Origin of the sequence: Paraburkholderia aromaticivorans, from assembly GCF_012689525.1 — a bacterium.
Classification (GTDB): Bacteria; Pseudomonadota; Gammaproteobacteria; order Burkholderiales; family Burkholderiaceae; genus Paraburkholderia; species Paraburkholderia aromaticivorans_A.
Window position 1 is genome coordinate 994,169 of record NZ_CP051516.1, and the last position, 12,511, is coordinate 1,006,679.

Genomic DNA, 12,511 nt, shown 5'->3' on the forward strand with positions numbered 1-12,511 from the left:
CGTCGCGGCGGCCCGTTGCCGGTACAACTGACACAACGGATAACGCAACTCAGGCGCTCATGTTGAGCGAACCGTTTACGCCGTTCGGGAAAAAGCCGCCTTTGGTCGCCGCCGAACTCGTCAGATAGACGATGTTGAGGACGTTGCTGTAGTTGCGGCTGAACGCGAGCCCATTGCTGTCCAGCGGCACGATGTTGGACGTGCCGGCGGTCGCGCCGGTGATGCCCTGATCGTCGTGGCCGTTTTGGTCGAGGCTGTTACGTGCGGCCGAAATCGCGTTGGCGGCCGTGACGAGACTCGTCATGTCGACACCTTTCGCGTACAGCACCGTGCGGACCAGACCAGCGTGATATGCCTCGGCCGCGAGAATGCCGGCCGCCGCTTCGAGGAAAGTCTTGTTGGTGATGAGCGGCGAGGCGCCTTTATAAGCCGTCACGCCGACGTCCTCGAAGATGTACGCGCCGAGCAGGAAGTTGTTGTCGTTCGCATACGGGTTGAACGGGGTGCCGGCGGGCACGAGACCCGCGGCGCGCGCCGCGTTCGAGAACGCGCCGTTCGGATCGGTGCCGCCGATGTCGATCGCCGGCATGGCAACCGCGGCCGAACCCAACGCGCTGCGCAGAAAGGTGACGTGCTCGCGTTCGTCGTTGGCGATCTCGTTGGCGTAGGCCTTCACCACCGGATCCTGGAAGGGCACTTGCTGCCCGGGAATCACCGCGCCCATCGTGCCGACGCCCGCAGTCATGCTCGCGGCAAGCCCGGCGCCGGTCGTCGCGTACGTGTAGAACTGCGATTCGAGGTACTCCAGGTTTAGCGCGAAGTTCAGGATTTCCGCGTCGGTCGGCGCGCTTTGGGCCGACACGAGCGAGCCCGAACCGCCGCCGCACGCGCTGATCAGCGTGCCGCCGACGAGTCCCAGACTCAAGCCCCCAGCGTTGCGAAAGAACTGTCTGCGTTGCAGGCGGCGCGTGGCGCGTCGATCGAATGCATCAATAAGGGATGCTGATTTATTGCTGGACTCCGACATGGCGATGCTCCTCAAATGGTTCGCTGCCGATGCCGCGGACTCGCGGCGCACACGCACGCACATCTGCGACTCACTCGCTGCCAGGACGCAAAATCGCGGACGCAAAGAGGCCCCGTTCTTCTGAGAAGAACTAAATGATCCAGGGAGAAGAGCGAGTCCTCATTCGCCTTTACGGGGCGAATACTCTGCTAGATGCAGACCTCACAAAAGATTTCTCTGGGCGTGTGCAGCATGAAATGCGCTGCATGGGAGGAGTCGGTCGAGCATGCCGATCGACGTCGCCGCGGACCGTTCCGTTCGGCAAGTTTGGCGCGGCTCGCGGAGGCTCGGCTGCGATCCTCTGTACAATTGGCCGATCGATTGAACATCGACCTCCCATTCGACCCATATCGACCGAATTCATGGCTATTACCTACAAGACTCCCGACGACATCGCCAAGCTGCGCATTTCCGGCCGCCTCGCGGCCGATGTACTGGCGATGATCGGCGAGCACGTCAAGGCCGGTGTCTCCACCGACGAGCTGGACGCGCTGTGCAACGACTACATTGTCAATACGCAAAAGTCGATTCCGGCAAATGTCGGCTATCTGGGTTTTCCGAAGACCGTGTGCACCTCGGTCAACTCGGTGGTGTGCCACGGCATCCCGAATCGCGCCGAGGTCCTGAAAGATGGCGACATCGTCAATATCGACGTCGCGATCATCAAGGACGGCTACTTCGGCGATACGAGCCGCATGTATTGCGTCGGCCAGCCGAGCACGGTGGCGCGCCAGCTAATCGACACGACCTATGAAGCGATGCTCGCCGGCATCCGCGAAGTGAAGCCCGGCGCGACGCTCGGCGACGTGGGCCATGCGATTCAGAAGGTCGCGCAGCGCGACGGCTTCTCGATCGTGCGCGACTATTGCGGGCACGGCATCGGCAAGGTCTACCACGAAGACCCGCAAGTGCTGCACTATGGCCAGCCAGGGCAGGGCGTGCGTCTGAAGCCGGGCATGGTGTTCACGATCGAGCCGATGATCAACGCCGGCCGCGCCGGCACCGCGGTGCAGCGCGATGGCTGGACCGTGGTCACCAAGGACCGTTCGCTGTCGGCGCAATGGGAACACATGATCGCCGTGACCGACGACGGCTATGAACTGCTGACACCGTGGCCGGACGGCACCGGTAGCTACGAAGCGCCATGACCCTGCGTGGCGCGTACCGCGTCCGGCCACTTGCGCCGGAAGTGGGCGCGCGACATGCCGCTGAGTCCGGATACGCTTCGTATGTCGCCTCCCGAGGGGACTTCCTGCGGCGCATGCCACATTCCGGTAAAGAATGATTTGACTCTCGCGCCGGTTCGGTTAAAGCTACGCCTTAGGGTTTCAAGGGGTTTTCGTCTGCATGAGTCCGTCATTGACCGTTCGCCGTATCGCCGCTGATCAGGGCGCTGTTTTCCGCGAACTCCGTACTGCGTCGCTGCGGGAGGCACCCTATGCCTTCGGCGCCACGCTCGAGGACGCGTTGTCGGCTGACGCCGCCAGTTTCGACGCCACCGCCGCGGATCATGCGGTTTCCTTCACCTTCACCACCTTCATCCTCTACACCGAGGGCCATCCGGCGGGACTGATCGAAGCGTACTTCGACGATACCGCGGCGCGCCGCGCATTCGTTTGCGAACTGTGGGTGGCGCCGGCCGTGCGTCATCTGCGGGGCGGCGAGCTGCTGGTCGACTCGGCCGCCGCGTGGCTCGCGAATGAAGGCGCCACGGAGATCTATGCGTGGGTCGCCGACGCCAACCGCAATGCCATGCGCTTTTACGAGGCGCTCGGCTTCGGTCCGACCGGCGAGCACCGTCGCGTCACGCGCGCGCCGGACCAGGCCGAAAGCCTGCTGGTGCGTCACGTGCCGACCACATCCCAGGTGTTTCAGCAGTGATCTCGCGAGCGGCGCAACAGTCTGCCGCTCGATTCCCTTCCGCGTCTCTTCAGCGTCTGTCGCCGGGTCATCGGCGCGACGCGCGGCCTGAATGGCCACGGCGAGGCCGTCGCGTTGCCTGTGCAGGGCCGCGTCGTCATCGCGGCGGCCCGTTCTCCCGGCAAAAAAGCTGGCCGCGCGCGTCGACGCCTGTAAAATACGCAAAATTTTTTGCCGAACGCTATGTCGCCCAAGAAATCGCCCTTTTTCGAACTTCGCAGCGGCTCTGTCGACACGCTCCTGTTCGTGGTCAAGACAACCGACCTCGACGCCATGCGTGCCGAACTGACCCGGCGCTTCGAGGCGACCCCCGAGTTTTTCGCTAACGACGTCGTCGCAATCGACGTGCGCCGTCTCGCCGAGAACGAACGCGTGCCGCTCGCCGACATCGCGCAGCTACTCGACAGCGTGCGCATGCGCCCCGTTGGCGTGGTCGCGAACGCGCAGCAGGCGTGGGCGGCGGAGTCGCAATTGCCGTTGCTCGAAGCCCGTGACCGCCGCGGCGCCCCCGCCAAATCCGCCGACGAAGACAGCGCCAATGCCGCCGCTACAGCGCCGGCTGTCACCGCTGCGACGGCCACGCCGCCTTCCGATCTGTTCGAGCTTGCCCCCGGTACGCCAGCCACGGCCGCCGCCGTCGAGCCCGCTCCCGCCGCGGAGCCGGTGCGTCTCGCCACGTCGTCGCAAACCATGGTGGTCGACAAGCCGCTGCGCTCCGGCCAGCGCATTTACGCCAAGGGCGACCTGGTCGTGCTCGGCCTCGTGAGCTACGGCGCGGAAGTGATCGCGGAAGGCAACATCCATATTTACGCGCCGCTGCGCGGCCGGGCGTTGGCCGGCGTGCAGGGCAATCACGACGCGCGCATTTTCTGCACGTGTCTCGAGCCGGAACTCATCTCGATCGCAGGCATCTATCGAACGACCGAGACCCCACTGCCGGCCGACGTGCTCGGCAAGCCGGTGCAGATCTGGCTCGAAGAAGAAAAGTTGATGATCGAACCGCTGCGGCTCACCTAAGCGACGCGAAGCGCGCTGCCTCGATCAATTTGGGCACGCTGCGTTTCACGGCAAATATGGCCGCACATAATTGACGAATTTGACGAACACAAGGTAAGGGTAATGGCAAAAATCATTGTGGTGACTTCGGGCAAGGGTGGCGTGGGCAAGACGACCACGAGCGCGAGTTTTGCATCGGCCCTCGCACTGCGTGGCAGCAAAACCGCCGTGATCGACTTCGACGTCGGCCTGCGTAACCTCGATCTCATCATGGGTTGTGAACGCCGCGTGGTGTACGACCTGATCAACGTGATCCAGGGCGAAGCGAATCTGAACCAGGCGCTCATCAAGGACAAGAAGTGCGAGAACCTGTACATCCTGCCGGCCTCGCAAACGCGTGACAAAGACGCCCTGACCATGGAAGGTGTCGAGAAGATCATTAACGATCTGATCGCGATGGACTTCGAATTCATCGTCTGCGATTCGCCGGCCGGTATCGAATCGGGCGCGCTGCTCGCCATGCATTTCGCCGACGAAGCACTGATCGTGACGAATCCGGAAGTCTCGTCGGTGCGTGACTCGGACCGCATCCTCGGCATTCTGTCGTCGAAGACCAAGCGCGCGATCGAAAGCAAGGAGCCGATCAAGGAACACCTGCTGATCACCCGCTACAACCCCAAGCGAGTCAGCGAAGGCGAAATGCTGTCGCTCACCGATATCCAGGAAATTCTGCGCATCGACCTGATCGGCGTGATTCCGGAATCGGAAGCGGTGCTGCACGCATCGAACCAGGGCTTGCCGGCCGTGCATCTCGACGGCACCGATGTGGCCGAAGCCTATAAAGACGTCGTGTCGCGTTTCCTCGGCGAGCAGAAGTCGCTTCGCTTTACCGACTACCAGAAGCCCGGGCTGCTGCAGCGCCTCTTCGGCACCAAGTAAGGGGAGCGCACGTAATGTCGATTCTTTCGTTTTTGCTGGGCGAGAAGAAGAAGTCCGCGTCGGTAGCGAAGGAACGCCTGCAGTTGATCATCGCGCATGAGCGCGCCGGCGGCCATGCGCCTGCCGATTACCTGCCTGCGTTGCAACGCGAACTGGTGGCCGTGATCTCGAAGTACGTGAAGATTTCCCATGACGATATTCGTGTGAGCCTCGAACGTCAGGACGATCTCGAAGTGCTCGAAGTCAAGATCGAAATACCGCAGGCCTGATCGTCCAGGGTCTGTGTCCTCTCGCGGCCGGTTTCATATGACGTGCTGCGCGCTTCGCTGCGTTGCGTCGAGATGACGTGATGCAGGGCGGCGCGCGAGTGCGCCGCTCTGTTGTGCCTGTTCGTTATTCCCACTTCCTCTGTGTTCGTGCGCGCATGCATGGGCTTTCTTGCGCGCGCTGAACGACTGTCGAAATAATCCGTTGCACTTCAGTGTGTGGCGTTACACGCCCACGGTCAGCCGCTGCGTCCCCTCGCGCATTAAACGGATAACGCCGCCTTCGGTGTCCACCTACAGAGGGAAAACATGAACAAGACCTTTCGTTTGCTGCTTGCCAACACCGTATTGATCGCCGCCGGCGCAGCCGCTGTGGCATCGGCTTCGGCCGCGGAAGTCGTCGTGATCGCGCCGTCCGCGCCGCCGCCAGTGCGCTACGAAGCGGTGCCGGCGTCGCGCGTCGGCTACGTGTGGGATCACGGTCATTGGCGCTGGGATCACGGCCGCTATGTGTGGATCGGCGGTCACTGGCAAGCCGAACGTGTCGGCTATCACTGGGTGCCGGGACACTGGGTCGCGCACGGCCCGAACTATCACTGGGTTGAAGGCCACTGGGCGTAACGCCACACGCTTTGGCAATGCGCGGCGCGGCGAATGCCGCGCATGCCATCCCTTCCATTTCGACCAGCACAGACAAATGCACGCGCTGCGCACGCATTCGGCGTAGCGCTCGTCTGCGCGCGTTTCAGGAAACCATGCGATGAAAAAGAATCTGCTTTTGATCGCCGTGCTGGCGGTCATGCTGGCCGGCTGCGTCGTCGTGCCTGCGCGGCCGATGTATCTGCGCGCGCCGGCCGTCGTCGTCTACTGACGCGGTGCGCCGCCGTTGGTGTCGTCAGCGGGCGGCTCACCGTCGACTCGTGCAGCGGGCCGACCGGGCGCTTCGACGTGCGGAGCGCTGCCGTCGGCGCTTTCAGCAGGCGGCTCGCTGTGGACTTTGTCCGCAGCCGGCGCAGGTGCTTCGCGTTCCGGAACGTCACCGCCGCTTTCATCAGCATGCGGCTCGCCGTTGACGTTGTCCGCGGCCGAAGCGGGCGCTTCGACCTCGGGCACTTCCGGCGTCGGCGCGGGCGCAGGTTGCGGCAACGGCGTCATATAGCGCGCGGCCAGCGACTCATACAGCGGCGGCGCAAAGAGACGCGACACGCGGCTTGAAATCAACGCGGTGGCCATCAGCGAGATCACCAATGCGTGGCCGTTAATCATCTCCATCACGATCACGAACGAGGTGATCGGCGACTGCGTGACGGCGGCCAGATAGCCGACCATGCCGAGGGCGATCAGCATCGGCAGATCCATCGAGCCGAACACTCGGTGCAGCAGATTGCCGAAGCCCGCGCCGATCGACAGCGACGGCGCGAAGATGCCGCCCGGAATGCCCGGCAAATAGGAGCTGACCATCGAGATCATCTTCATGAACGGATAGAACACCGACAACTGCGCGTGCCCATCGAGCAAGCCGCGCGCTTCGGCGTAGCCGCTGCCGAAGGTCGTGCCGCCCGAAATCAGGCCGACCACCGCGATCACCAACCCGCACACCGCCGCGAACGCGACCGGCCGCTCGCTATGCAATCGACGCAGCGGCGCCGGAATCCAGCGCGCGGTATTCAACAGCAGCCAGCCGAACAGACCACCCGCCAGGCCGGTGACGACGGCCGTGAGCAGCACCGCGAGCGCCAGCACATTAGGAAAGTGCGCGCCGATCTGGATGGTGCCGAAATAGGTGTAGTTGCCATTCAAGCCGAGCGCGATCACGCCGGCGATGATGATCGCGGTAATCAGCACGCCGCTCGCGCGCGACTCGAAGCTGCGCGTCAATTCCTCGATCGCGAACACGATGCCGGCGAGCGGCGTATTGAACGCCGCGGACAAGCCCGCCGCCGCGCCGGCCAGCACGAGTTGCCGTTCGATCAGCGCATTCGAGCGGGGATACAGCCGGCGCAAATTGAACATCAATGCGGCGCCGACCTGCACGGTCGGCCCCTCGCGGCCAATCGTGAGGCCGCCGAGAATCGCCAGAAACGACACGACGATCTTGCCGAACAGAATCCGGAAGGTCAGCAGCCGCGAACCGTATTCGCTGGTCCGGGAGTGAAGCGTGGCGATGACCTGCGGAATGCCGCTGCCTTCGGCGCCGCGAAAGAACTTGCGCGTGAGCCAGACGGCGAGTGCCGCGACCGCGGGGGTGATGATCAGCGGCGCCCACACATGCCGTTGCTGCACGGAGCGGAACTCGTTGTAGCCCCAGTCGATCAGTCTCGCGTACAGCACCGCGGTTAGCCCGACTGCAATCGCGCCGAGCCAGAAGACGCCATATTGACGCCAGAGTCGCCTCGCGCGTCGAACGATGGCGGAAGATCGGATCGGGATGGGCCGGGACATGAGCGAGTGCAGACGCAAAAGGGTGCAGTATAAGGCGCGCCGGGCCCGTAAACCTGTATGAAAGTCTTTTGAAATGGTGTAAAAGGGCTGCGTGTAAGCCGCTGGACGTAACCCGCTGTTTTAATGACCGAACTACGCGGTGCGTCGTTCGGCAATGATTATCCTATTCGTCGGCTAAAATGCTTTGATGTTCGAACAACTTTCAGGTCCTCAATGAAGCGCGTCCTTATCGTCAAGGTCACTTCGCTCGGCGATATCGTGCAGGCCCTGCCAGTGGTCGCCGATATCAAACGCGCGTTTCCTGGCGTTCAGGTGGATTGGGCCGCCGACGAAGCATTCGCCGAAGTAGTCCACTGGAGCGAGAACGTGGACCGCGTGCTGTGCGCGCCGTTGCGCCGCTTCAAGAAAGCGCGCCGCTGGGCCGATTTCAAATCGATCTGGGCGTCCATCGCCGAATTGCGCGCCTATCGCTACGATTTCATCCTCGACATTCAGGGCGTGTACAAGAGCGCGATCATTGCGTTTCTGGCGCGCTCGTCGCGGCGCATCGGCTACCGGGCTCCGGATCTCGGAGAGCAGGGCGCGGCGTTCGCTTATACCGGGCGATTCGGCCCGCGTCCGAAATGCAATGCGTGGCATGGCATGCGCATCAGCGCGGGCGAGGCACTGGGCTACGAGATAGAAGGTCCGGCGGTTTTCAGTCTGCGCTTGCCGGAGCCGGCGAGGCTTCCGTTCGAGTCGAACGGCGCACCGGTCGCGGCGTTCTTTCACGCCACCTCGAAAGACGACAAGAAATGGCCAGTGAGTCATTGGGTGGCGATCGGCCGCGAACTGGCGCAGCGCGGTTTTAAACTCGTGCTGCCGTGGGGCTCGGAAGGCGAGCGGCTCGAAGCGGAGCAAATCGCGTCGCAATTGCCTGGCGCGACCGTCCTGCCGAAAATGAGCGTGACGGAAATCGCGCAGATGATCGACGCGTGCTCGCTCGTGGTCGGCACCGACACTGGCTTCGTCCATCTTGCACACGCGCTGCAGAAACGCACCGTGATGATCTTCGTGGCGACCCCGCCGTCGCATTACGGCATCGAATCGCCGTTCCGCTCCATCTCCATCGGCGACGGCCAATCAGTGCCGTCTATCAGCGCCGCGCTCGAGGCGATCGACTACGTTCACACCGAGGCGCATGACGTTACGGTGCAGCACGGATCCGCGGCCGGCTGAACGCGGCGTGCCGACGTCTGCGCAATCGTTTGCTCGAAAAGAAAAGAGGCGTGACGCGCAGTCCGCTCAAACAACTGAGCGCTGCCTCGTAACGCCTCCGAAAACGCCCGTGTCGGGGAACAGCGGGCGGAGCGGAATCGTTGCAATCAACACCTCCGGGTACGCACTGAGCGGTGACATCGCGCACACGCTCGGTGTCGACGCGACGACCGCCGCCTGGCGGCCGACCGGGTTCATCTCTGGTTCATCTGCGGGATAGGGTGCGAATGTCCGCACGGTGTCGTGCAGCACTTCGGCTTCCCCATAGCCGCCAATCCAAAAAGGCGCCGCGCATTACACGCCTGTTAAATCTGTCGCTTTTCGTTGAGTGCCTAATTGCCTACTTGCGCATTTTTCACGTCGCCCAAGGCGCCGGTGCGCTGCACGCATTCGTAGGCAAGTTGTCCGGCAGATTCACCTTGCGCCACGTATGCGCCGCCAGCAAGGCACGCGCCGGACCGGCACGTTCAGACCAGTATAGGCGGTGTTTTCCTCCGATGTGAATTCGGCGTGATCGCGCTTCGAGCGCAGCGTGTTGCGCGCGTCGATCATGTAACACCTTGGTGATCTTCCCTTACAAATCGCAACGCTCGCGCAAGGCGCCGTCGTGTTCAATCGAGTCATTCGGGGTTTCGGCTCGAATGAATCTGACTCGATGGAGAACAACGATGAAACGCTTGATCCTCAGCCTGATCGCAGGCACGCTCCTCGCAACGGCACTCGGTGGTTGCATCGTCGCACCCGCGCCGGGCTACTACGGCGGCGGTGGGTACTACCATCACGGCGGCTATTACTACCGGTAATCCAACTGACCGAGGCCGCGGCGCCTGAGATGGCGCTGCGGCACCCGTCCGCGTCAGGCCAGCAGCATTTCGAACGCGATGACCGCGGCGATGGCAGCGGCATTCGCAGCCAGCGCTTCCACGACGATGCCTTTCCATGTCGCCGGACGAAAGCGCAATGCAAGCAACAGCGAACATAGCAGCGCCAGCGCAATGATCATCACGATATCCGCGTTGTGAAGATGAACGTTCATCCGTGCCTCCCTGCTACCTAAAGGGTTATTTGAGTCGAGTATAGGCATGTCAAAAAGACGCGCAAGGCAGGGAATTTACTCAGGAATGCTCGGCAAGCGGAGGGCGTGAAGCGGGGAGGCGGGGGAGGTGGCCGATGCCGCCGCGGCGTGGCAATCGCGCGCCGGGCGGCATCGAGCGAAAAGCGAAGACAAAGGCGCCGAGATCGGCGCCCCTGGTTACATCAGTTGTGTGTCGCGCGTTTCACGCATGCACAGCACGCCGATCATGCTGACGGCCGCGGCGATCGACACATACGCGCCGACCCATGGAAGCCCGCCGCGCGCGGCGAGCATCTGCGCGATATACGGCGCGACGGACGCGCCGAGAATCCCGCCGAGGTTGTACGACACACCGGCGCCGGTATAGCGCACGTTGGTGGGGAACAACTCCGGCAGCAGCGCGCCCATCGGCGCGAAGGTCACACCCATCAGGAACAGTTCGATGACGAGAAACAGCAGCACCAGCGACGTCTGTCCGCTGCCGAGCAGCGGCGCCATCGTGAAGCCCGACAGGATCGCCGCGATGATGCCGACGATCAGCACCGGCTTGCGCCCATAGCGGTCGGCGGCCCACGCCGACAGCGGCGTGGCGAGCGCCATGAACACCACGGCGATGCACAGCAGGCCGAGGAACGTCGGCCGTGGAATATGCAACACGGAGACGCCGTACGACAGCGAAAACGTGGTGGCGTTGTAGAACAGCGTGTAGCAGACCACCATCGCGAGCGCGCCGAGCAGGGTCGGCACCCAGTGTTGCGACAGCAGCGTCGCGATCGGCACCTTCACGCGTTCCTGACGGTCGATTGCCGCCTGGAACGCCGGCGTCTCGGCGATTTTCAGGCGCACGTACAAACCGAGCGCGACCAGCACCGCGCTTACGAGGAACGGTACGCGCCAGCCCCAACTGCGGAACTGCTCATCGCTCAGGGACAGCGACAGCGCGAAGAACAGGCCGTTGGACGCCAGAAAGCCGATCGACGGCCCGAGTTGCGGGAACATGCCGAACCAGCCGCGTTTGCCAGGCGGCGCATTCTCGGTGGCGAGCAATGCCGCGCCGCCCCATTCGCCGCCCAGACCAATGCCCTGGCCGAAGCGCAAGATGCACAACAGGATCGGCGCGAGGCCGCCGATCGAGTCGTAGCCGGGCACGAAACCGATCAGCGTGGTGGACAGGCCCATCACCAGCAGCGACGCCACCAGCGTCGATTTACGGCCGATCCGGTCGCCGAAATGGCCGAACAGGAACGAGCCGATCGGCCGCGCCACGAAGGCGATGCCGAACGTGACGAAGGCCGACAAGGCCTGCGCCGTCGCCGAGCCGTGCGGGAAAAACACCGGTCCGATGACGAGCGCCGCGGCGGTCGCATAGACGTAGAAATCGTAGAACTCGATCGCGGTGCCGATAAAGCTTGCGAAAATGATCCGCGAACTCTTGTTCTGCCCGGCCGCATTGGGCTGGGCCGCGGAAATCGGCGAAGTGGACATGCAGGGTCTCCCTATGTCGTGATGCTGCCGGACGCTTTGTTCGTGAGCGGACGGTGCGTGTGTGGGCGGCATCTTTGTTCAGGTTCGTGCGCCTCGCTTCACTCGCGGGCCGGTGGGCGGCCACGCGCGGCACGGGCGACGCTGCGACAGCTTACAACGGCAGCCAGCGAAAGGCGCTCCTACCAGGTGATTAGCCAGGCAAGAGGCGTGACGCGAGCGGCGAGCAAGGCAAGGCGGCCGGTGCGGCGCGCGGCACTGACGAGTTGGGATCAGGGCCGCAGCGCGCGCATCGTGTATCAAGCAGGCGGCGCTCGCGGATGGCGCGGCGGCGCTGCAATCGGGCTCATGCCGCGCCCGCGGGTGAGCAGGCGGCGTGAGCCATGCCGGAAGGCTCCGGCGCAGGGAATCGGAAAATTATAGCGAGCGCGGCCGCGCCGCAGCAAGGCGGCCCCCGGTTTGCCGCGTGCTTTGCACGAAACGAACCGCGTTCAATCGATGGTCTGCGCTTGCGGCGAGGCGAACTCGCGGAGCTGGAATTTGCCGTTGTCGTTGAACAGCCAGTCTTCGAATAGCTCGAGCTGGCCACGGCCGTTCAGCAATTTCCCGGGCGGTTGCGGCAGCGGCGTGGCGCGCCGCAAGCTGGCGAGCGCGGTGTTTTCGGCTTCGTCGTCGCCGTTGGTGCGATACACCGACGACTCCAGCACATGCCCATTGCTATCCACCGTGAACGAGACCACCACCAGCGAGCGCAGCATCGCTTGCGGCGTGCCGCGCAGCACGTAAGACGGATTGCGTTCGATGATGCGTCTGGCCACGGCATCGCGGTACTGGTCGAGCGTCGCGCTGCTGATGGCGGCCGCGGGCGTCGACACGGTCGCGCGTGGCGGTGGCGTAATGGTGCAGCCAGCCACGGCGATGCCCAACGCGGCAGCGAGCAGCATGCCGCGCACGCGGCGTCCGGTGAGGCGGCGAAGGTGACGCGTGCGGGTGAGCATTGTCGAAGAAAAACTCGGGACAGGATCTAACTTGATGGTAGTCAAAATCCGCCAGGAAGCAATTGGCGTT

Annotated in this window: 14 protein-coding genes; 8 read left to right on the forward strand and 6 right to left on the reverse strand. The window is 63.5% G+C overall.

What is annotated here, in order from left to right; all coding sequences use genetic code 11:
- Positions 1-49: 49 nt before the first annotated feature.
- Positions 50-1,027, reverse strand: coding sequence for a ferritin-like domain-containing protein (locus HF916_RS32400; RefSeq protein WP_168792935.1), 978 nt, complete (start codon positions 1,025-1,027; stop codon positions 50-52).
- Between the two features lie 401 nt (positions 1,028-1,428).
- Between HF916_RS32400 and map the strand changes: the two genes are divergently transcribed.
- The 6 genes from map to HF916_RS32430 all read left to right on the forward strand — a co-directional run bounded on the left by map (position 1,429) and on the right by HF916_RS32430 (position 5,808).
- Complete coding sequence (gene map, locus HF916_RS32405) at positions 1,429-2,214, forward strand: type I methionyl aminopeptidase (RefSeq protein WP_134456827.1); 786 nt, start codon at positions 1,429-1,431, stop codon at positions 2,212-2,214.
- A gap of 199 nt (positions 2,215-2,413) precedes the next feature.
- The gene (locus HF916_RS32410) at positions 2,414-2,947 is read left to right on the forward strand and encodes a GNAT family N-acetyltransferase (protein WP_121306437.1); all 534 of its coding nucleotides are present in this window, start codon (positions 2,414-2,416) and stop codon (positions 2,945-2,947) included.
- A gap of 222 nt (positions 2,948-3,169) precedes the next feature.
- The gene (gene minC, locus HF916_RS32415; protein ID WP_168792936.1) at positions 3,170-4,003 is read left to right on the forward strand and encodes a septum site-determining protein MinC; all 834 of its coding nucleotides are present in this window, start codon (positions 3,170-3,172) and stop codon (positions 4,001-4,003) included.
- Positions 4,004-4,105: 102 nt separating this feature from the next.
- The gene (gene minD / locus HF916_RS32420; protein ID WP_168792937.1) at positions 4,106-4,921 is read left to right on the forward strand and encodes a septum site-determining protein MinD; all 816 of its coding nucleotides are present in this window, start codon (positions 4,106-4,108) and stop codon (positions 4,919-4,921) included.
- A 14-nt stretch (positions 4,922-4,935) separates the two neighbouring features.
- Positions 4,936-5,190 (forward strand): cell division topological specificity factor MinE, encoded by a 255-nt coding sequence (minE, locus tag HF916_RS32425; protein WP_012432104.1) that lies wholly within the window; start codon positions 4,936-4,938, stop codon positions 5,188-5,190.
- 306 nt (positions 5,191-5,496) lie between these two features.
- Positions 5,497-5,808: a YXWGXW repeat-containing protein gene (locus tag HF916_RS32430; RefSeq protein ID WP_106280436.1), complete on the forward strand. Its 312-nt coding sequence runs from the start codon at positions 5,497-5,499 to the stop codon at positions 5,806-5,808.
- A gap of 243 nt (positions 5,809-6,051) precedes the next feature.
- Here HF916_RS32430 and HF916_RS32435 read toward each other — a convergent pair whose 3' ends face one another.
- A complete protein-coding gene (locus tag HF916_RS32435) occupies positions 6,052-7,629 on the reverse strand; it encodes a chloride channel protein (RefSeq protein WP_240975782.1) in 1,578 nt (525 codons plus the stop codon).
- A 213-nt stretch (positions 7,630-7,842) separates the two neighbouring features.
- On the opposite strand from HF916_RS32435, the gene waaC reads away from it, so the two are divergent.
- A complete protein-coding gene (gene waaC / locus HF916_RS32440; protein ID WP_168792938.1) occupies positions 7,843-8,847 on the forward strand; it encodes a lipopolysaccharide heptosyltransferase I in 1,005 nt (334 codons plus the stop codon).
- A gap of 453 nt (positions 8,848-9,300) precedes the next feature.
- Here waaC and HF916_RS49970 read toward each other — a convergent pair whose 3' ends face one another.
- Complete coding sequence (locus tag HF916_RS49970; protein WP_206002023.1) at positions 9,301-9,438, reverse strand: hypothetical protein; 138 nt, start codon at positions 9,436-9,438, stop codon at positions 9,301-9,303.
- A 116-nt stretch (positions 9,439-9,554) separates the two neighbouring features.
- On the opposite strand from HF916_RS49970, the gene HF916_RS51560 reads away from it, so the two are divergent.
- Positions 9,555-9,689: a hypothetical protein gene (locus HF916_RS51560; RefSeq protein WP_012432108.1), complete on the forward strand. Its 135-nt coding sequence runs from the start codon at positions 9,555-9,557 to the stop codon at positions 9,687-9,689.
- 53 nt (positions 9,690-9,742) lie between these two features.
- Here the strand turns inward: HF916_RS51560 and HF916_RS32445 are convergent, their stop codons facing one another.
- From HF916_RS32445 to HF916_RS32455, 3 genes are all read right to left on the reverse strand, one after another.
- Positions 9,743-9,922: a hypothetical protein gene (locus tag HF916_RS32445; RefSeq protein ID WP_168792939.1), complete on the reverse strand. Its 180-nt coding sequence runs from the start codon at positions 9,920-9,922 to the stop codon at positions 9,743-9,745.
- A gap of 216 nt (positions 9,923-10,138) precedes the next feature.
- Positions 10,139-11,446 carry an MFS transporter gene (locus tag HF916_RS32450; RefSeq protein ID WP_168792940.1) on the reverse strand — a complete coding sequence of 436 codons (1,308 nt, stop codon included), beginning with the start codon at positions 11,444-11,446 and terminating at the stop codon, positions 10,139-10,141.
- Between the two features lie 488 nt (positions 11,447-11,934).
- Entirely contained in the window at positions 11,935-12,441 is a 507-nt protein-coding gene (locus HF916_RS32455) for an energy transducer TonB family protein (protein WP_168792941.1), read from the reverse strand.
- Between the last annotated feature and the right edge of the window lie 70 nt (positions 12,442-12,511).